Source organism: Streptomyces sp. NPDC034086, assembly GCF_055575515.1.
Genome location: NZ_JBVISM010000005.1, coordinates 42,814 through 61,363, shown reverse-complemented (window position 1 = coordinate 61,363; position 18,550 = coordinate 42,814). Strand labels below are relative to the sequence as shown.

Genomic DNA, 18,550 nt, shown 5'->3' with positions numbered 1-18,550 from the left:
CGGATAACGATCGCATCACCGGCCCTTGGAAGCCCGCCCCGACACCTCCCGGAACCGACCTGCACCGCTGAGGATCCCGCTCGGAGAACCGGGCCAGGGCCTCCGCGGCGTCCGGCCGGGACGGCAGCAGCCGCGGCCACCGGCTGACCGGTTCCGTGGCTGACTGCCGAGCCGCCTCTACCGCACGGTGCAGTGCCCGCTCGATACGGCCCGGAAGCGGGTGGGCGTCGGAGGATCCGGCGACCATCGCCCGGGCCAGCGGGTGACCGGCGAGCGAGTACTGCTGATCGACCTGCACAGCGTGGCCGGCATGGACCTGGACGGGCTGCTGCTCCTCCTCGACCTGCACCGGCGCGCCGAATACCTGGGCCTGCGCGTACTGACCGCCGGCTGGCAGTCCCAGCCCCAGCAGCTTCTCGCGGACGTCGCCCGCATCCCCGGCCCCGCCGCCCGAACCGACGAAGGCTATGCCCTGGCAAGCTTCCGGCACCTGCTCACCGAGCGCGCACAACCCGCCCGAGATCTCGGTGCCGCCCGTGCTGTGAAAGGGGAGCCGGTGACAAGCCATCAGTGACCTGCGTCAGAGATCCTTCGCTGGGCACAACGTTCGATCGACACGGTCCCTCTCTTGCCGGGAGGATGATCGGCTGGGGCAGAGGCGAACCCGTGGGGTGATCCAGCAGGCAGGCTCCGACTCAGGTCACCAGCTGGCCGTGGTGGTCAGTGATCCGTGTGTCGCGGCGGCGAACTCGTCTCGTACGGCATGAAACCTTTCGAGCAGCGGATCGCGCACCAGGCCGCCTATCAGCTCGTCCCAGTGCACCACGGAGTCGGACACCTGAAGGACCTGGGCCACCTCGTCCGCCGTGAGGGCACGGCTCTCCTCCAACACCCACTCCAGAAAGTCGCGCTTCTCCCACCGGTCCTCGTCCTCAAGGCGTCCCCAACCGGTCAGAAGGTCCCAGGCGACGAAGGCGGCGTTATGGTGTGGATCCTCGCAGACTTCTGGATTACGCGGGCACCAATGACGCTCCAGCGCGTCGACCGCCGACCGCAGCACAGCCCGGCGCAGTGCCAGCCTTTCCAATCGCATGCACTGCTCCAGCACATCCCGGGCCCGGGAAGATACCTCGGCCGACCCCAGTACGGCGATGCCCGCCCGGGGAGCCGACGGGGCCGGGGCAGGGGTGCCGTGGGGGCGGGCGTCCGGCTCGGCGCGGTCGTTCCCCCGTCGGCGGGAAGGTCGGGGGCCAGGTCAGGCACAAGCGTTCGTTCCGTGTCACCGAGCAGTCGGTCGATGCCGGCCCGCTGGGCGGTGATCGTCCGGTGCACGGCGTGCGGCCACGGTCGGTCGGCGGGTGTGACCGGTCCGAGAAGTGTGAGGAGCTGCTCCGGAGTGGGACGGGCCGCCGGGTCCTTGGCCAGGCACGGCCTGACGACCATGCGGAGCCCTGGCGGAAGGGCGGACAGATCGGGTTCGAGGTGCACGACGTTGTAGAGGGTTCCCGCCATCGACGTAGCCGCGAAGGGGCTCTCGCCCGTCGCGGCCATCACCAGGACCGTGCCGAGCGAGAACACGTCGCCGGCCGGGGTCAGTTCGCGGCCTTCGGCCTGTTCCGGTGACATGAACGCGGGTGAGCCGACCACCCAGCCGGTCTGCGTCAGTTCAGTCGCCTCCGTACCCTCGGCGACGCGCGCGATGCCGAAGTCGATGACACGTACGCCGTCCTCGGCGAGCAGGACGTTCTCGGGCTTGAGGTCGTGGTGGATCAGCCCCACCCGGTGAATCTCGGCCAATGCGGTGGCCAGTCCGGCGGCGAGGCCACGTACGGACTCCTCGGGAAGCGGGCCCGCCTTCTCCACGGCCGCGCCCGGCGACGGCCCGTTGACGGAGACCGAGGCGAGCCACGGTGTCGGGGACGGTGCGGCCCGTTCGACTTCCGCCCCAACCGCACCCCGGCTCTCCCTCCCGGGCGCACGTCCAGGCCAGTGGGGCTGCGCATCTGAGTGGGTCTCAGTACAAGGCCGTCGGCATCATCCGATCGCACAGGGACGCGGGGCTCCGACTTGGGTATTGCATCAACTGTTCGAAATCTGGTTGACCGTCACACCCTCCGCCGCTAGATTTCCAACATACGGAATTTCAATTCCATTATTGAGGGGGGTTGTACAGGATCCGTGTCCGCGCCAGAGGCGGCCGCTCTGACGTGCCTGAGCCGCGAAGCTGTCGTCGGCGGAGCCCCGAGAGCGCACACCGCTCACCTCACTCGAGCTTGAGTGTCGGCCGTACGTCGCGGACCGCGGCACTGAGGCCATCCTGACCGCTGCGACCCGACGCCGTACCGCTCGCGGGGGAACACCCCGCCGCGCCGGCCGGTGCCCTCGGGTGACCGCGGGAGATCGCCTGGTCGTGGATGAGCCCCACTGCCGGCACGCCGCTTCGACGAGGGGCCTCTCGCGCCGTAGGGCTCAGCGGCCCTCCCTTTCGGCGCGCTCGGACGCCGACACGACAACGCCGAGAACTGCTCCACCGCAACCGACAAAAGGCCTGCACCGCTCACGCTCTCGCAGGCCGGGGGTGAAAAGCAATGACCAGAAGCGTGACCGACGTATCCGTCCCCGCCCTGACCGGCCATCAACCGCCTGTCCGTCCTCGGCGGCAGCCCGGATGCACCGGTGCTGCGCATCGACCGGGACTTCACGGTCGCCCGGGACGGTGATGCCGATGCGTCCGAGGCGCTGCGCTGGATCATCACCCGCCTCGACGAGCAGTTGTACGACTTCGTCCTGGAGCCGGGTGACGTCGCGTTCGTCGACAACCCCAACGTGGTGCACGGTCGGCGTTCCTTCCGCCCGCGCTACGACAGGCAGGACCGCTGGCTCAAGCGCGTCAACGTCGTCGCCGATCTGCGGCGCACCCGTCCTGACCGCGCCGGCGCCGACACACGTGTGATCGGCTGAGGGAGAACACGTGACCCTTCACGACATCGCACCCGCCCTGCCCGAGAACTGGCTGCGCGACCGCTACTTCTCCGCCCGCTACGACATCTCCAGTTCGGGCTCGACCCCCTGTACGCTCGGCGAACTGCGCCGAATCCTGAGCATCGACAGCACGGAGCTGGATGCCATTCCGTTCCGGGACAGTCCCTCGACGGGCAGTGAGCGACTGCGGGAGGCCATCGCCGCTCGTTACGCGCCAGGGCGTGCGGACCAGGTGATGGCGACCCACGGGGCGAGCGAGAGCCTGTTCCTCGCCATCGCCGCCCTGGTGCAGCCCGGGGACGAAATCGTCACCCTGCGCCCTGTCTACCAGTCCCTCTCCTCCATCGCCGAAGCGCTCGGCGCCCGCCTGCGGACCTGGGAACTCCGCTCCGAGGACGGCTTCGTTCCGGATCTGGAGCTGCTGCGGGCGGTACTCACGCCTCGCACTCGGGCCGTGGTGGTCAACTTCCCCCACAACCCGACCGGCACGACCCTTTCCCGCGCGCAGTACGACGACCTCCTTCGACTGGTCGACAGCCACGGTTGCCACCTGCTCTGGGACGGATCCTTCGCCGAACTCACCCACGAGGCCGATCCCCTGCCCGAGCCGACCGATCAGCTGGAACGGGCGCTGTCCTTCTCCACTCTTTCCAAGTCCTACGGCCTTCCCGGCCTGCGCGTCGGCTGGTGCGTCGCCCCGCGCCCGCTGATCCCCGACATGGTGCGGCTGCGCGACTACCTCACCATCAGCACCTCACCAGTGTCCGAGCACCTGGCAGCGGTGACGCTGGAGGACGCCGACAAGATACTGACCCCGCACCGGAAACTCGCCCTCGACAACCGTGCGTTGCTTCTTGACTGGGCCGCACGGCATCCCGGGCAGACCGACCTGCCGGCGCCTCTGGGTGGCGTGACCGCCTTCCCCCGTCTCGTGGGAGTGCCGGACGTGACCGCGTTCTGCGACGCCCTGGAAGCGGAGGAGGGGGTTCTCGTCGTACCGGGTGACTGTTTCGACCACCCGGACCGCATCCGGGTCGGATTCGGCGGACCCCCGCACGAGCTCGAGGCGGGCCTCGATCTACTGGCGGCACGGGTGCGCAGGACGGCCGGGGCGGACATGTCGGCCGAACGGGGAACAGGATGACCACCGGATCACCGGCCCCGGAGGAAACGCTCCCCGCCCACCCCGTCCGGAAGCTGCTCGCCCACCGGCCCTACTGGGTCTGGAACCTCATCGTCCAGCTCGTGAACGGGCCCGCTCTGATGGCGGCCATCGCCTTCGCCGGTCTCGCCTCCGTGGCCACCGGTTCCGCGAAGGACGGAGGCGTCATGGTGGCCTCGCTGATCCTTGCCGACGTCGTCTCCTCCGGCCTCATCGGCAGGGTCGCGGACCGTACGTCGGGCCGGACCGTCCAAGTGGCCTCCGCCACTCTGGCGGCACTGGGACTGGGTTCGGTCGCCGTGGCCGCCGGCCTCGGCGCGCCGCTGCCCCTGCTGTGCCTGCTGTGCGCGTTGGCCGGCCTCGGCCTCGGCGGCCTGACCGGACTCACCCGCACGCTCCTCAACGCTGCCGTTCCGGAAGGGCTGGTGCAGCGCGCGCTCGCCGTCAACGCCACCATGATGGAGCTGCTGGTCGTCGGTGCCCCGCTGATCGCCGGCGCCGCGATCGTACTGTTCGGCTGGCTGGGCGGTGTGACGGCGATGGCCGGCGGCTGCGCCGTACTGGCCCTCCTGCTGGCCTTCTCCCGTACAGCGGCACGCCCTGCCCCGAAGAACCCGCCCGAGGGTGACCAGGGCGGGGACGAGGCATCCGAGAAGCAGCGCGAACCGCTGTGGAACCTGGGATTCATCGCCTGGGTGGCGGTGGGCGTCGCGTTCAGCCACACCCTTGGCGCCATCGAAACGGCGGCTCTTCCGCTGGCTCAGAGCCTGGGATCCGGTACCTTCGGCGGCGGAGCGATCATCACGGTCCTCGCCGGCAGCAGCGCCCTCGCGGGCATCGCCTACACCGTGATGACGGACCGGCTGCCCGGCGGCCCAGGGGCGCAGGCGGGAGCTCTTTTGGCGGTGGTGGCCGTGGCGGCCGTCGGGGTGGGGCAGGCAGGCAGCTGGACCGCCCTGCTCACCGTCGTGATCGTCGCGGGCCTGTGCACCGCTCCCCTGAACGCGATCCGCTCCTACGCGGTCGAGAGCACCATTCCGGAACACCGGCGCTCCGAGGGCTTCGGCTGGCTCTACACCACGGGAGCCTGCGGGTTCGCGGCCAGCGGTCTGGGCCTCACCGTCCTGCCGTTGAACCTCGCCCTCACCGCGCCCGCCGTGAGCTGCCTCGTGGCCGTGGCCCTCCTCACCGCTGCCACGGTGCGGCGCCGCCAGGCGGCCTGACCTGTCGGTACCGCGCACCGGGCGCGCTCCCACGAGGGGAGACCCTCGCGCGCCGGGCCCGGCCCGCGCCCCCTCCACCCCACCCGTTACACCCGATCGATTCGCCAGAAGGGTTCCCCCAGCATGTCGACGTCCTTGGCCATCGCCGTCAGCGTGCCTCATGGGCGCGCATGCCGGCGCAGTCGGAACACCTCCCCTGGCGCACCTGTCGGTTGCCTTCAAGCTGCAAGGCTGGGACCCGATCCGCGCCAAATGTCGGAGTTCGACGCTGCGTAACCAGCACCGAACCAGCGCGGGAGTCAGCACCGCTCCTCTAAAACGTACGGAATTCTGCAAATCCGGCACTATGCGGAGGGGCTTCCTCCGGGGGCGAGAATGAGTCAGCTGCGGTGGTGTGGTGATGCGGCACACAACCGGGCCGCTGATTGTGATGGTCTGCCACATATGACGCTGCCCTGGGGACTTCTACGTTGTGGCCACACCCGACGTCCCCGCAGACACTCTGGAAGTGGTGCACATGGTCTCCCCCGCAGCGAGCAGAACGAGCCCGTCCGGCATACGCAGGATCGTCGCCGCCAGTCTCATCGGGACCACCATCGAGTGGTACGACTTCTTCCTCTACGGCTCCGCCGCCGCCCTCGTGTTCAACACCCTGTTCTTTCCCGCCAGCGATCCCCTGGTCGGCACCCTCCTCGCGTTCCTCACCTATGCCGTCGGCTTCGCCGCGAGGCCGCTCGGCGGGGTGGTGTTCGGGCACTACGGCGACCGGATCGGGCGCAAGCGGCTGCTCGTGGTGAGCCTGTTGCTGATGGGCGGGGCCACCTTCGCCATCGGGCTGCTGCCGACGCACGCCACGGTGGGCGGCGCCGCCCCCGTGCTGCTCACGCTGCTGCGGCTGGTGCAGGGCTTCGCGCTCGGGGGTGAGTGGGGCGGGGCGGTGCTGCTCGTCGCCGAGCACGGGGACGACCGGAACCGGGGGTTCTGGGCGTCCTGGCCGCAGGCCGGCGCGCCCGGCGGGAACCTGCTCGCCACGGGGGTGCTGGCGCTGCTGGCCGCCGTCCAGTCGGACGAGGCGTTCCTCGCCTGGGGGTGGCGGGTCCCGTTCCTGCTGTCGGGGGTGCTGGTGCTCGTCGGGCTGTGGATACGGGTCTCGGTGTCGGAGTCGCCGGCGTTCCTGGAGGCGCGGGCCAGGGCCGAGGCCGAGGAGGCGGCGGGGGCCCGGCACGCGGCGCCGGTGGTCGAGGTGCTGCGTTCGGGCCGGCGCGGGGTGCTCACGGCGATCGGGGTGCGGCTGGGGGAGAACGTCTCGTACTACGTGCTGACGGCCTTTCTGCTGGTCTACGTCACCGTCCACCTGCACCTCCCCAAGGGCGACGCCCTGAACGCCGTGCTCATCGGCTCGGCGGTGCACTTCGTGGCCATCCCGCTCTGGGGCGCGCTGTCGGACCGGGTCGGCCGCCGCGCCGTGACCCTCGTGGGCTCGGTCGGCATGGCGGGCTGGGCGTTCGCGTTCTTCGCCCTGCTGGACTCCCGGTCCTTCCCGGTGATCGCCGTCGCGGTCACCGCCGGACTGCTGCTGCACGGCGCGATGTACGGGCCGCAGGCGGCGTTCATCTCGGAGATGTTCGACACCCGCGTGCGCTACTCGGGGGCCTCCATGGGCTCCCAGGTGGCCTCGATCATCGGCGGTGCGCTGGCGCCGGTGATCGCCGTGGAGCTCCTCAAGGAGTACGGGTCGTCCGTGCCGGTGTCCCTCTACCTCTGCGCGGCCGCGCTGATCACCACGGTGACCGCGCTCGTCGCCCGCGAGACCCGCGGCCGCAGCCTCGACCGGCCCGCCGGGGCGGTCCCGCCCGTCCCCGTCAAGGGCTGACGGGGACGGGCGCCCGTATGCTCACCACCGTGACGGAAGGCATACGGGAGCTGCTCGGCCTGCTGGCCCAGGGGGCGCCGGCGGAGGAGTTCGCGCGGCCCTCGGCGGCGGCGCGGGCCGCCGGTGCCTCCGAGGCGGAACTGGCCGCCCTCGAGGAGGCGACGGAGGTGGCGCTGGAGGTCCACCGGACCCTCGGCCGGCACCGCACCCGGGAGGCGGAGCTGACCGCGCTGTTCGACACCGCCGGGGACCTGGCCGCGCTGCGCGACCTGGACGCGGTGCTGCGGGCCATCACGCACCGGGCCAAGCAGTTGCTGCACACCGACGTCACGTACCTGTCGCTGATCGACGAGGCGGCGGGCGACACGTTCATGCGGGTGACGGACGGTTCGGTGTCGGCGGCGTTCCAGCAGCTGCGCCTCGGGATGGGCGAGGGGCTCGGCGGTCTCGTCGCCCAGACGGCCCGCCCGTACGCCACCGGGGACTACCAGCGCGACCCCCGTTTCCGGCACACCGGGCCCATCGACGGCGCCGTCGGCGAGGAGGACCTGCACGCCATCCTCGGTGTCCCGCTGCGTCTGGGCCCGACGGTGATCGGGGTGCTCTTCGCCGCCGACCGCAGCCCGCGCGAGTTCGGTCCGCGCGAGGTGGCGCTGCTGTCCTCGCTCGCCGATCACGCCGCCGTCGCCATCGACGGGGCGCGGCTGCTGGAGGAGACGCGCCGGGCCCTGGCCGAGCTGGGCGCCGCGTCCCGCACCATCCAGGAGAACAGCGACGCGCTGCGCCGGGCCGAGCAGGCGCACGACCGGCTCACCGGTCTGGTGCTGCGCGGCGGGGACGTCGCCGAGGTGGCGGCCGCGATCGGTGCGCTGCTGGAGGGCGGCACCCTGGTCCACGCCCCCGACGGTACGGAGCTGGCCCGCGCGGGGACCGGGCCCTGTCCCCCGCCGGCCGGGGCGGTGGCCGCCTCGCGGTCGGGCGGCCGGGCCGTCGCGGAGGGCGGTACCTGGGTGTGTGCCGTGCTGGCGGGTCCCGAACTGCTGGGCAGCATCACCCTGACCGGCCGCCCCGGCCTGGACGAGGCGGGGCGGCGCCTGTTCGAGCGGGCGGCGACGGTCACGGCCCTGCTGCTGCTCCTGAGCCGGTCGGTGGCGCAGACCGAGGACCGGATACGCGGGGAGCTGCTCGGGGACCTGCTGAGCCCCTCGGCCGATCCGGTGGGCCTGGCGGTGCGCGCCCGCCGTCTGGGCGTGGAACTGGCCCGGCCGCACGCCCTGTTCGTGCTGCACAGTGAGAGCGCTCCCCGGCCCCGGCTGCTCGCGGCCGCCGCGCACCACGCGCGGGAGCGCGGGGGCCTGGCCGGGGTGCACCACGACCACGCGGTGCTGCTGGCCCCTTCGGAGGTCACCGGGGCGGACGCCGCCCGGCTCGCCGCGGCCCTGGGCCGGAGCGTGGGGGCGCCCGTCACGGTGGGTGCGGCGCGGGCGGACGGCGGTCCGGCGGGGCTGCCCGCCGCGCACGCGGAGGCGCTGCGCTGTCTGTCGACGCTGCGCGCGCTGGGGCGTGCCGGGGACGGGAGCACGCTGGCCGACCTGGGGTTCCTGGGCGTGCTGCTGGGTGACCGTCCCGACCTGTCGGGCTTCGTACGGACCGTGCTGGGGCCGGTGCTGGAGTACGACGCCCAGCGCGGCAGCGAGCTCGTGCACACGCTGCGGGTCTACTTCGCGTCGGGCATGAGCCAGGCGAGGGCGAAGGAGGTCCTGCACGTCCACGTGAACACCGTGGTGCAGCGCCTGGACCGGATCGGCCGTCTCCTCGGCCCCGACTGGCAGTCCCCGGACCGCTGTCTGGAGCTGCAGCTGGCCCTGCGCCTGCACCAGGTGTCGGCGCCGACGCCTCCCGGGCCGGCTGCCTCCTGACCGCCGACGCCTCCCGGGCCGGCTGCCTCCTGATCGCCGTGGCCTCCGTTTGACAGGGTCCCACCCCCACTCCATGATTCCATTACTCATCTAGTGGATTCATTGACAAGGGGGAGCCCGTGCGGAGCACGACCACTTCCGGCGCGGTCGGCGGCCGATGGGCCCTGGAGGCGCGCGGGCTGGGCAAGAAGTACCGGCGGGGCTGGGCGCTGCGGGACTGCTCCTTCCGGATACCAGCGGGCCGCGTCACGGCCCTGGTGGGCCCCAACGGCGCGGGCAAGAGCACCCTGCTGAGCCTGGCGGCCGGCCTGGCGCAGCCGTCGGCCGGTGACCTGAGGATCTTCGGAAGGCCGGCGGGCTCCCCCGCGTCCATGCCCCTGTGGGCCTATCTCGCGCAGGACAAGCCGCTGTTCAAACGGTTCACGGTGGCACAGACCCTGCGGCTGGGCCAGGAGCTCAATCCGGCCTGGGACCAGGCGCTGGCCGAGCGCATCGTCCGCGCGGGAATGGTCCCGCCGGACGCCCGGGTGGGGGACCTGTCGGGCGGCCAGCGCACCCGGGTCGCCTTCGCGCTCGCCTTCGGGAAGCGGCCCGAAATCCTGCTGCTCGACGAGCCGATGGCCGATCTGGATCCGGTGGCCCGGGACGAGATGGCCGCCCTGCTGCTGTCGGAGGCGGCCGAGCACGGGACCACCGTACTGATGTCGTCCCACCTGCTGAGCGAGATCGAGCCGATGTGCGACTACGTCCTCGTACTCGCCGAGGGCCGCGTCCGGATGGCCGGGGAGACCGACGAACTGGTCCCCATGCACACCCTGGTCACCGGAGTGAGCACGGACGCGGGGCTGCCCGCCTCCCTGAACGACCACACCGTCATCGAAGCACGCACCTCCGGGCGGCACTTCACCGCGCTGGTGCGGCGCGAGGGCCCGCTGGACGACGCGTGGCAGCGGGCGGAGCCCAGCATGGAGGAAGTGCTGCTCGCCTACCTCCGCTCGCCCGGGGCCCCGGCGCTGCTCTCCCCCACGGCCGCCCCCCTGCACCGAGAGGGGTCCGCCGCATGAGCGCTCCCGCCGAGGGCCTCGCCCGCCCGGACACCGCACCCGCCCGCCCCCGCCGGCTGCGCGGGCTCGCCTGGCTCCTGGCGCGCCAGCACCGCACCGCCCTGATCACCTGCGCCGCCCTGACGGTCCTCGGGGCCGCCTGGATCCTGTACCAGCGCGCCGCCATGCTGGACGCCCTGCACGCCACCGGCTGGCCCGTCACGTCCCCCCACGCCCTCGACAGCGCCGTCCAGAACCGGGCCGCGAACGAACTCGACTCCTTCGGCAGCACGCTCGGGTTCCTGCCCGTGCTGTTCGGCGTCCTCCTCGGCGCCCCGCTGATCTCCGCCGACCGGGAGCACGGAACGGCGCGGCTGGTGGCCACCCAGTCCGTGCCGCGCAGCCACTGGCTGGTGTGGAAGCTGTGCGCGGCCCTGGTGCTGGCGGCGGTCCCGACGGGGATCCTGAGCCTCCTCTACGCGTGGTGGTGGCATTCCGCCGGGCCGCTCGCCCCCGAGGACTGGCTGAACGGGCCGGTGTTCGGCGCCACCGGCCCCGTCCTGGTGTCCTCGGCCCTGTTCTGCACCTCGCTCGGCATCACGATCGGGGCGCTGTCCCGCCGGTCCCTGCCGGCCATGGTGGTGACGTTCTTCGCCTCGTCCGTCGCCCTGTTCGCGGCCGGGCTGCTCAGGGAGCGGCTCGCCACGCCGCGGACGCTCGCCTATCCGCTGGGCTCCGCCCAGCCGGCCGCGCTCGACCACGTGGTGCAGGTGGACCAGTGGATCGGCACCGCCTCCGGCAGGCTCTACGGCTGGGGCACCTGCGTGCACGACAGTTCGCCCGAGGGCTGCCGCGCCTCCCTCGGCATCGTCAACTCGGTCTGGGAGTACTTCGGCACCGACCAGATGGCGGGCATGCAGTGGACCGCGGCGGGGATCTTCCTGGGGCTGAGCGCCCTCCTCGTGGGCGCGTTCCTGCGGCAGGCCCGGCACTCGGCGCTCTGACCCCGGCCCGCCACCGCCGGACACCCCCTGGCCGTCCCTTCCGGCTCTTGCCGGACACCGCGGACTCGACCGGCGAGACCCGGAACAGACGACCTAGGCTGGAACGTCACCCGTGAAGGATCGAGAAGCAGCAAGGAGGCGGGCACGGTGGTCGTGTTTCGCATCGAACGCCGCAGCGGCCTGCCCGCCTACCTCCAGATCGTCCAGCAGGTGGAACAGGCCCTGCGGATGGGGGCGCTGAGCGAGGGCGACAAGCTGCCCACGGCCGCCCAGGTGGCGGCCTCCACGAAGGTCAACCCCAACACCACGCTCAAGGCCTACCGCGAGCTGGAGCGGTCCGGCCTGGTCGAGGTGCGCCAGGGCTCCGGCACCTTCATCACCCGCTCGCTGGCCACCCCGCAGACGGCCCCGGAGTCCCCGCTGCGCACCGGTCTCGGGGAGTGGATGCGCGAGGCGCGCGAGCAGGGCATGAGCGCCCGCGACGTGTCGACGCTCTTCGCCGCGGTGCTCGGCGAGCACTACCCGCCCGCCCCCTGACCCTCCGGCCGGAGGGCGCCGGCGGCGAGGGCCGCGAAGGCGCAGCAGGCCACCGGCAGCAGCAGGGCCGGCCCGAGCGGTACGAGCCGGGTCAGCGGACCGATCACCGCGGGGCCGGCGAGCATCCCCAGGTAGCCGAGGCCCGCGACGCGGGAGACGTTGGCCCCGGCCGCCTCCGGGTCGGCGCGGCCCGCGGCGCTGAAGAGCTGTGGGACGCAGCCCGAGAGGCCGGCGCCGAAGAGGGTCCAGCCGGCCAGGGCCGCCGGGACGCCTGGCGCGACGACGGCCAGGGCCAGACCGGCGCCCGCGAGGGCGGCCCCGTGGCGCAGGACCGCGACGGGACCGGCGCGGGCCGTCAGGCGGTCGGCGAGGAACCGCCCGGTGGTCATGGCGGTGGCGAAGGCCCCGTAGGCCAGCGCGGCGGTGGCGGGGGACGCTCCGAGGGAGTCCTCGAGGTGGAGGGCGCTCCAGTCGTTGGCGACGCCCTCGCAGAGCATCAGCAGGAAGGCGAGCACGGCGAGCATGCGCACGCGCGGGGAGGTCCGGCCGGCGGGGCGCGGCCGCGGACGCCCGGCCCGCCCGGAGCCGCGCCCCAGCAGGGCGGGGGCGGCCGGCAGCGCGAGGGCGACACCGAGGAGGGCGGTGGCCCCGAGGGTCGCGGCGGCCGGGACCCCGAGGTCCAGGGCGAGGGCGCCGGCCAGGGCGGCGAGGGCTCCGCCGACGGAGAAGACCGCGTGGAAGGCCGCCATGACGGGGCGTCCGTAGCCGCGTTCGACCTGGACGGCGTGGGCGTTCATGGCGACGTCGAGGCACCCGTTGCCGAAGCCGAGCAGCAGCAGCGCCGCGCCGAGGGTCCGGGCGTCGCCGGCCAGCGCGGGCGGCACCAGCGCGGCGGCGCACAGGGCCGCGCCGGCGGGGACGACCGTACGGGCGCCGAAGCGGTCGGCGAGCGGCCCGGCCACCCGCATGCCGGCGAAGGCGCCGGCGCCGAGGAGGAGCAGGAGCCAGCCCAGGAGGGCGTGGTCGACGCCGGTGCGCCGCTGCACCACCGGGATGTGCACGATCCACATGCCCATGACGAAGCCGTTGAGGGCGAAGTAGGCGAACGTGACCCGCCGCGCCCTGCGCAGGCGTACGGAAGGGGGCGGCGCGTGGGGTCCTCGGAATCCCCGGAGGGCCGGGAGCCCTCGGAATCCTCGAGACCGTAGGAGTGGCTGCATGTGATCGAACATAACAAACATCATTCATGTGCGGAACTTGCGTTTCGAACACTCATGTTGTTCTATTCGGGTATGAGTGCAGATCGTCTGAGACAGATCACCGACGCCGTCCGCGCGAGCGGCAGCCGCACCGTCACGGAACTCGCGGAGCTCACCGGCGCCTCCGAGATGACCATCCGCCGCGACCTGGAGGTCCTCGCCGGGCAAGGTCTGCTCGAGCGCTACCGGGGCGGGGCGCGGAGCCTGCTGCTGCGCGGGGAGGAGCCCCCGTTCCCGCTGCGCGCCCGGGACGGGCTGGAGGTCAAGCGGCGCATCGCCGCCGAGGTGTCGGCGCTGCTGGCGGACGGGGAGTCGGTCGTCCTGGACAGCGGCACCACCTGCCTGGAGGTGGCCCGCGCCCTGCACCACCGCCGGCTCACCGTCATGCCGCTGTCCCTGCACGCCGCCAACGCCCTCACCGACGCGCCCCGCATGACGCTGCTGCTGCCCGGCGGGGCGCCGCGCAAGGGCGAACTCGCCCTCACCGGGCCGCTGACCGAGGCCTCCCTGGCCGCCCTGCGCTTCGACACCGCGGTCATCGGATGCTGCGGCCTGAGCGCACAGCACGGCCTGACCGCCTACGACCTGGCGGACGCGGCCGTCAAGCGCGCCGCGATCGGCTCCGCGCGCCGCGTGATCGCCGTCACCGAGTCGGCGAAGCTGTCGCGCACCGCGCTCGCGCACGTGCTGCCCGCCTCCGCGCTGCACGCCGTGGTCACCGACCAGGAGGCACCGCGGGACGAGACCGACGCGCTGGCCGCGGCCGGCGTCACCGTACGGAAGGTGTGAGGGCCGTGGACGAGATCCTGCTGTTCGACATGTTCGGCGTCATCGCCCGTCACCAGTCACCGGTGGGCAGGGAACGCCTGGTCGCGACGGCCGGTGTGCCCGGGGACGCGTTCTGGGAGGCCTACTGGGCGCTGCGGCCGCCCTACGACAGCGGAGGGGTGAGCGGACCGCGGTACTGGCACCTGGTGGCCGAAGCCCTCGGCACCCGCTTCGGTCCCGAACGGGTCACCGCGCTCGTGGAGGCCGACGTCGCGAGCTGGAGCGCCGTGGACGCGGAGATGGTGGAGCTGATCGGGGAACTGGCCGCCGCCGGGCGGCGGATCGCGCTCCTGTCGAACATCCCGGAGGAACTGGCCGCCCACTACGAGCGCCGCCACCCCTGGCTCTCCCACTTCGAGGCGCTGGGCCTGTCCTGCCGGATCGGCCACGCCAAGCCGGCGGCCGGCGCGTACGCCTGGTGCCTGCGGGCGCTGGACGCGGCCCCGGACCGGATCCTGTTCGTCGACGACCGGCAGGAGAACGTCGACGCCGCCCTCGCCCTCGGCATGCGGGGCCACCGCTTCACCTCCGCGGCCGCGCTGCGCCGGGCACTCGGGCCGGCCGGGGGCTCCCTCGGCGGACGGGGCGCGGGCGGGTGACCCGCCCCGGGGGCGCCGCCGGTTCAGGAGACCGGGGCGTCCTCGAGGAGTTCGGGGCCGTTGTTGCGCACGTCGTTGACCGCCGTGGACACCGCGCGGACCTCCAGGCGCCCCTCGGCGGGGGTGGCGAGGAGGGCGCGCAGGGCGTCGGGGTCCTCGTGCGCGGGGTCGAGCCAGGCGTCGTAGTCGGCGGGCGCCAGGGCCAGCGGCATCCGGGGGTGGACGCGGCCCGCGGCGTCGGTGGCCTCGGTGGTGATGACGGTGCAGGTCGCCCACCACGCGGCCGGGTCGTCCCGGTCGGTGACGGACGGGTCGCGCCAGAACTCGTACAGACCGGCCATCGCCATCACCGTGCCGTCCTGCGGGCTGATGAAGTACGGCTGTTTGTACGCCTTCGCGGACCCGGCGGCCGGGACGGACCGCCATTCGTAGAAGCCGTCGGCGGGCAGCAGGCAGCGGCGCTTGACGAAGGCCCGGCGGTAGGCCGGCTTCTCGGCGACCGTCTCCACCCGGGCGTTGATCATCTTGGCCGCGCCGCCCGGGTCCTTCGACCAGGACGGCACCAGCCCCCACCGCAGCGCCCTGAGCTGCCGTTCGAGGACCCCGCTCTCCCGGTCGGCGCGCTCCAGCACCGCCCACACCGCATCCGTCGGGGCGACGTTCCAGCTGGGCGGCGCCTCGGGCCCGGCGGGGGGTCCGGGGACGTGGAAGAGGCCCGACAGGTCCTCGGGACCGCGCGTGGAGACGTATCGGCCGCACATGTCCCCCAGCCTGCCACGCGCCGCTCCGGTCCGCGCCGAGGCGTCCGCCCCTACGTGTCCGCACCGGGACGAGACGAGGACGAGCCCGGACGCGCCCCGGATGCGCCCCGGACGCGCCCGGATGCGCCGGCGGCGGTCCGGCTCCAGGGTGGAGGCATGGAGCACGCGCCGATCGTCGTCCACCGGATCTCCCCCTCGGGCGGCCGCCGGGTCACCCTGCGCGTCCAGGGCCGCGACGCGCCCCTCGGCACCGCCCACACCGACGCCGACGTGATCGAGTTCCTGCGCCGCGCGGAGGTCCCGGACCCCGACGAGGTGGTGCTCGGCGGCGCGCCCTCGCTGATCGAGTGGCAGGGGGACGCCCCGCACGTCTACGAGGCCGAGCCGACGGACACGGACGTCCCCTGACGCTCCTCCCTCCCGGGCGCCCGCCCGGCCCTGCCCGCGTCACTCCCCGCCCGGGGCCGCATTCCGGCCAATTGATGAAGTGCACATGACATTTCAGGACCGCTGTGACACATTCCGTGGCGCACTCCGCACCGCCCTCGCACCACACCCCCACAAGGACGTGTCACAGAGGAGCGACATGATGCACCGTGCGAAACTCGCCGTGGCCGCACTGGCCCTCGCGGCCACGGCCGGCAGTGTCACGAGCGCCGCCGCCTTCGGCACCACCGCCGAGCAGAAGGTCGACGGCGTCATCGTCGTCGCGGGCAACACCTGCACCTGGACCAACGCCCGCACCAGCGCCAATCCCCCCAACGCCCTGACCGTCGACCGCACCACCATCAACAGGCCCGGCGGGAACCTGGCCTGCGACGGCGGCATCACCGCCACCCTGAACAACAACCCGGCCTTCACCTTCGACGCCGCCGGGACCACCGCCCGCACCGACCTGATCGACATCACCGGGCAGCAGAGTTTCGTGTCCTGCCGCTACAAGGCCGCGAACATCCTGTGGGGCCTGGACGCGGCGACCGGGAAGTACCTCAACCAGGCCTTCACCGCCACCAAGGTCTCCGGCAGCTTCCTGTGCCCGGGATCCGTGACCACCGCGGCCGGCGGCGCGTCCATGCTCTTCCACTGACCGGAGCCGGACCACCGGCGCGGCCCCGCCGTCCCCACCGGGCGGCGGGACCCCGCCGCGCCCCGGCCCCGCTCGGACGGCGGGGAGACCACCACCGATAGCCCCGACCGGGTCGCCGGGACCGGGACGGGGCATCAGCATGGTGGGGAGTCCGCGCCCGGGTGAGGAGGCCGGCGATGGCCGATGCGCAGCCCGAACCGCCGGCCGGCGGCCCCGGAGCGGGATCTCCGGCGCCGGGCGGTCTGCTCGACGTGCTCGGCGTGGCCGCCGTGGTCCTGGACTCCGAGGGCCGGATCAGCCTGTGGAGCCCGCAGGCCGAGACCCTCTTCGGGTACCCGGCCGAGGAGGCGCTCGGGCAGTACGCCGCCGCGCTGCTGGTGGAGGAACGGCACCGCGACGAGGTCCTGGACCTGTTCGCCCGGGTGATGTCGGGCAAGGGCGCGTGGGCGGGTTCCTTCCCGGTGCGCCACCGGGACGGCCACAGCGTGCTCGTCGAGTTCCGCAACATGCGCCTCCAGGCCTCCAACGGCAGGCTCTACGCACTGGGCCTGGCCTCCGAGCAGGCGACGCTGCGCCGCGTCGAACGGGACCTCGCCCTGTCGCTGCGCATGGTCGACCAGTCCCCCATCGGCCTGGCCGTCCTCGATCCCGCGCTGCGGTACGTCCTGGTGAACCCGGCTCTGGAGCGCATCAACGGGGTGCCCGCCGAGCGACACCTCGGGCAGCGGGTCTCCGACGTCCTGCCCTTCCTGGACGCGGAGGCCGTCGAGGCCCGGATGCGCGAGGTGATGGCGACCGGCGTACCGGTGCTGGACCAGTTCACCACCGGCCGGCTCTCCGGGGAGTCCGGTGAACGGGCCTGGCTGGTGTCGATCTACCGGCTGGAGGACCAGGCGGCCCGGGTGATCGGCGTGGCGGTGTCGGTGGTCGACGTGACCGAACAGCACCGGGCCGCCGTGTCCGCCGCGCACGCCCGCCGGCGGCTGGCCATGATCGCGGACGCCTCGGTGCGCATCGGCACCACCCTCGACCTGGACATCACCGCCCGGGAGCTGGCCGACGTCGCCGTCCCGGAGATCGCCGACATCGCGGCCGTGGACGTCCTCGACACCATCCTGACGGGCCCCCGGCCCGGCGAGACCGCCGCCGACGACGACCGGGGCGTACGGTTCCGCGCGCTCGCGGTGAAGGCGGCCTACCGCACCCCCGCCGAGGCGGCGGCCGACCCCGTCGGCGACGTGGCCTCGTACCGCCCCGAGCGGCTGGTGGCCCGCTGCGCCCGCACCGCCCGGCCCGAACTGCTGCCGCACGTCCGGCCCGAGGACCTGCCCCGCATCGCCCGCGACGGGGACGCCGCGCGGCTGCTGGCCGAGGCGGGGGTCCACTCGTACCTGGCCGTGCCGCTGATCGCCCGCGGCCAGGTCCTCGGGACCCTCGACCTCAAGCGCGCCCGCAACCCCGTGCCGTTCGGCCCCGACGACGTACTGCTCGCCTCGGAACTCGCCGCCCACGCGGCCGTCTCCATCGACAACGCCCGCTGGTACCAGCGCCAGCGCCACGCCGCCCTCGCGCTCCAGCGGCACCTGCTGCCCCAGCACCCGCCGGCGACCCCCGGACTGGGCATCGCCTACCGGTACCAGCCCGCCGGGGCGGCCGACGAGACCGGCGGCGACTGGTTCGACGTCATCCCGCTCACCGGGGACCGGACGGCGCTGGTCGTCGGCGACGTGATGGGCAGCGGCATCAACGCGGCGGCGACCATGGGCCAGCTGCGGGCCACCGCCCGCGCCCTGGGGCGCCTCGGCCTGGACCCGGCGACGGTCCTGACCCACCTCGACGCCGCGACCGGCGACCTCGGCGACGCCATGGCCACCTGTGTCTACGCCGTCTACGACCCGCACAGCCGGCTGTGCCACATCTCCACCGCCGGCCACCTGCCGCCCGTCCACCTGCGCAGCGGCCGGCCGCCCCGGCTGCTGCGGCTGCCGACGGCCGTGCCCCTGGGCGTGGGCGGCGTGCCCTTCGGCAACACGGCCGTGGCGCTCGGGGAGGGCGACGAGCTGGTGCTCTACACCGACGGGCTGGTCGAGACCCGCGACCAGGACATCGACGCCCGCCTGCTGACCCTGACCGACCTCCTGGCCGGCCCCCACCGCCCCCTCGAGGAGACCTGCGACCTGCTGCTCTCGGCGCTGCGCCGGCCCGACACGCACGACGACGTCGCCCTCCTGATCGCCCGCGCCCTCGCCTGAGCCGGGCCGGCCGGACCGGCC

General features: G+C 73.3%; 18 protein-coding genes. 14 read left to right on the top strand and 4 right to left on the bottom strand.

Going from position 1 to position 18,550, the window contains the following annotated elements; genetic code table 11:
- Positions 1-262 precede the first annotated feature (262 nt).
- Positions 263-574: a hypothetical protein gene (locus tag ACZ514_RS14925; RefSeq protein WP_468696705.1), complete on the top strand. Its 312-nt coding sequence runs from the start codon at positions 263-265 to the stop codon at positions 572-574.
- A gap of 126 nt (positions 575-700) precedes the next feature.
- On the opposite strand, the gene ACZ514_RS14920 is transcribed toward ACZ514_RS14925, so the two are convergent.
- On the bottom strand, positions 701-889 hold the full coding sequence (locus ACZ514_RS14920; protein WP_469124875.1) for a hypothetical protein: 189 nt from the start codon (positions 887-889) through the stop codon (positions 701-703).
- A 62-nt stretch (positions 890-951) separates the two neighbouring features.
- Positions 952-1,863 (bottom strand): serine/threonine-protein kinase, encoded by a 912-nt coding sequence (locus ACZ514_RS14915; protein WP_469124874.1) that lies wholly within the window; start codon positions 1,861-1,863, stop codon positions 952-954.
- A gap of 813 nt (positions 1,864-2,676) precedes the next feature.
- Here ACZ514_RS14915 and ACZ514_RS14910 point away from each other — a divergent pair.
- The 8 genes from ACZ514_RS14910 to ACZ514_RS14875 all read left to right on the top strand — a co-directional run bounded on the left by ACZ514_RS14910 (position 2,677) and on the right by ACZ514_RS14875 (position 11,743).
- Complete coding sequence (locus ACZ514_RS14910; protein ID WP_469124873.1) at positions 2,677-2,961, top strand: TauD/TfdA family dioxygenase; 285 nt, start codon at positions 2,677-2,679, stop codon at positions 2,959-2,961.
- A 10-nt stretch (positions 2,962-2,971) separates the two neighbouring features.
- A complete protein-coding gene (vioD, locus tag ACZ514_RS14905; RefSeq protein WP_469124872.1) occupies positions 2,972-4,126 on the top strand; it encodes a capreomycidine synthase in 1,155 nt (384 codons plus the stop codon).
- A complete protein-coding gene (locus ACZ514_RS14900) occupies positions 4,123-5,367 on the top strand; it encodes an MFS transporter (RefSeq protein WP_469124871.1) in 1,245 nt (414 codons plus the stop codon). Before vioD ends, ACZ514_RS14900 begins: the two co-directional genes overlap by 4 nt.
- Positions 5,368-5,884: 517 nt before the next feature.
- Positions 5,885-7,240: an MFS transporter gene (locus ACZ514_RS14895; protein ID WP_469124870.1), complete on the top strand. Its 1,356-nt coding sequence runs from the start codon at positions 5,885-5,887 to the stop codon at positions 7,238-7,240.
- A gap of 17 nt (positions 7,241-7,257) precedes the next feature.
- Positions 7,258-9,159, top strand: coding sequence for a helix-turn-helix domain-containing protein (locus tag ACZ514_RS14890; RefSeq protein ID WP_468696703.1), 1,902 nt, complete (start codon positions 7,258-7,260; stop codon positions 9,157-9,159).
- Between the two features lie 119 nt (positions 9,160-9,278).
- Complete coding sequence (locus ACZ514_RS14885) at positions 9,279-10,223, top strand: ABC transporter ATP-binding protein (RefSeq protein WP_469124869.1); 945 nt, start codon at positions 9,279-9,281, stop codon at positions 10,221-10,223.
- Positions 10,220-11,206, top strand: coding sequence for an ABC transporter permease (locus ACZ514_RS14880; RefSeq protein WP_469124868.1), 987 nt, complete (start codon positions 10,220-10,222; stop codon positions 11,204-11,206). The genes ACZ514_RS14885 and ACZ514_RS14880 overlap by 4 nt, the downstream gene beginning before the upstream one ends.
- A gap of 147 nt (positions 11,207-11,353) precedes the next feature.
- Entirely contained in the window at positions 11,354-11,743 is a 390-nt protein-coding gene (locus ACZ514_RS14875; RefSeq protein WP_468696697.1) for a GntR family transcriptional regulator, read from the top strand.
- On the opposite strand, the gene ACZ514_RS14870 is transcribed toward ACZ514_RS14875, so the two are convergent.
- Positions 11,725-12,819, bottom strand: coding sequence for an MFS transporter (locus tag ACZ514_RS14870; protein ID WP_468168088.1), 1,095 nt, complete (start codon positions 12,817-12,819; stop codon positions 11,725-11,727). The genes ACZ514_RS14875 and ACZ514_RS14870 overlap by 19 nt on opposite strands.
- 216 nt (positions 12,820-13,035) lie before the next feature.
- On the opposite strand from ACZ514_RS14870, the gene ACZ514_RS14865 reads away from it, so the two are divergent.
- Complete coding sequence (locus tag ACZ514_RS14865; RefSeq protein WP_468168086.1) at positions 13,036-13,791, top strand: DeoR/GlpR family DNA-binding transcription regulator; 756 nt, start codon at positions 13,036-13,038, stop codon at positions 13,789-13,791.
- 5 nt (positions 13,792-13,796) lie between these two features.
- Positions 13,797-14,429 (top strand): HAD family hydrolase, encoded by a 633-nt coding sequence (locus tag ACZ514_RS14860; protein WP_469124867.1) that lies wholly within the window; start codon positions 13,797-13,799, stop codon positions 14,427-14,429.
- Positions 14,430-14,452: 23 nt separating this feature from the next.
- On the opposite strand, the gene ACZ514_RS14855 is transcribed toward ACZ514_RS14860, so the two are convergent.
- Positions 14,453-15,190, bottom strand: coding sequence for an SOS response-associated peptidase (locus tag ACZ514_RS14855; protein WP_468696691.1), 738 nt, complete (start codon positions 15,188-15,190; stop codon positions 14,453-14,455).
- Between the two features lie 156 nt (positions 15,191-15,346).
- On the opposite strand from ACZ514_RS14855, the gene ACZ514_RS14850 reads away from it, so the two are divergent.
- The 3 genes from ACZ514_RS14850 to ACZ514_RS14840 all read left to right on the top strand — a co-directional run bounded on the left by ACZ514_RS14850 (position 15,347) and on the right by ACZ514_RS14840 (position 18,529).
- A complete protein-coding gene (locus ACZ514_RS14850) occupies positions 15,347-15,598 on the top strand; it encodes a hypothetical protein (RefSeq protein WP_468168080.1) in 252 nt (83 codons plus the stop codon).
- A gap of 181 nt (positions 15,599-15,779) precedes the next feature.
- Positions 15,780-16,277 (top strand): hypothetical protein, encoded by a 498-nt coding sequence (locus ACZ514_RS14845; protein WP_469124866.1) that lies wholly within the window; start codon positions 15,780-15,782, stop codon positions 16,275-16,277.
- Between the two features lie 176 nt (positions 16,278-16,453).
- Positions 16,454-18,529 carry a SpoIIE family protein phosphatase gene (locus ACZ514_RS14840; protein ID WP_468696686.1) on the top strand — a complete coding sequence of 692 codons (2,076 nt, stop codon included), beginning with the start codon at positions 16,454-16,456 and terminating at the stop codon, positions 18,527-18,529.
- Positions 18,530-18,550: the final 21 nt, after the last annotated feature.

Coding starts and splice junctions, on each gene's coding strand:
- ACZ514_RS14900 (WP_469124871.1), top strand. CDS start 4,123: ATGACCACCGGATCACCGGCCCCGGAGGAAACGCTCCCCGCCCACCCC.
- ACZ514_RS14895 (WP_469124870.1), top strand. CDS start 5,885: ATGGTCTCCCCCGCAGCGAGCAGAACGAGCCCGTCCGGCATACGCAGG.
- ACZ514_RS14890 (WP_468696703.1), top strand. CDS start 7,258: ATGCTCACCACCGTGACGGAAGGCATACGGGAGCTGCTCGGCCTGCTG.
- ACZ514_RS14880 (WP_469124868.1), top strand. CDS start 10,220: ATGAGCGCTCCCGCCGAGGGCCTCGCCCGCCCGGACACCGCACCCGCC.
- ACZ514_RS14870 (WP_468168088.1), bottom strand. CDS start 12,819: ATGGGCATGTGGATCGTGCACATCCCGGTGGTGCAGCGGCGCACCGGC.
- ACZ514_RS14865 (WP_468168086.1), top strand. CDS start 13,036: ATGAGTGCAGATCGTCTGAGACAGATCACCGACGCCGTCCGCGCGAGC.
- ACZ514_RS14855 (WP_468696691.1), bottom strand. CDS start 15,190: ATGTGCGGCCGATACGTCTCCACGCGCGGTCCCGAGGACCTGTCGGGC.
- ACZ514_RS14850 (WP_468168080.1), top strand. CDS start 15,347: ATGGAGCACGCGCCGATCGTCGTCCACCGGATCTCCCCCTCGGGCGGC.
- ACZ514_RS14845 (WP_469124866.1), top strand. CDS start 15,780: ATGCACCGTGCGAAACTCGCCGTGGCCGCACTGGCCCTCGCGGCCACG.
- ACZ514_RS14840 (WP_468696686.1), top strand. CDS start 16,454: ATGGCCGATGCGCAGCCCGAACCGCCGGCCGGCGGCCCCGGAGCGGGA.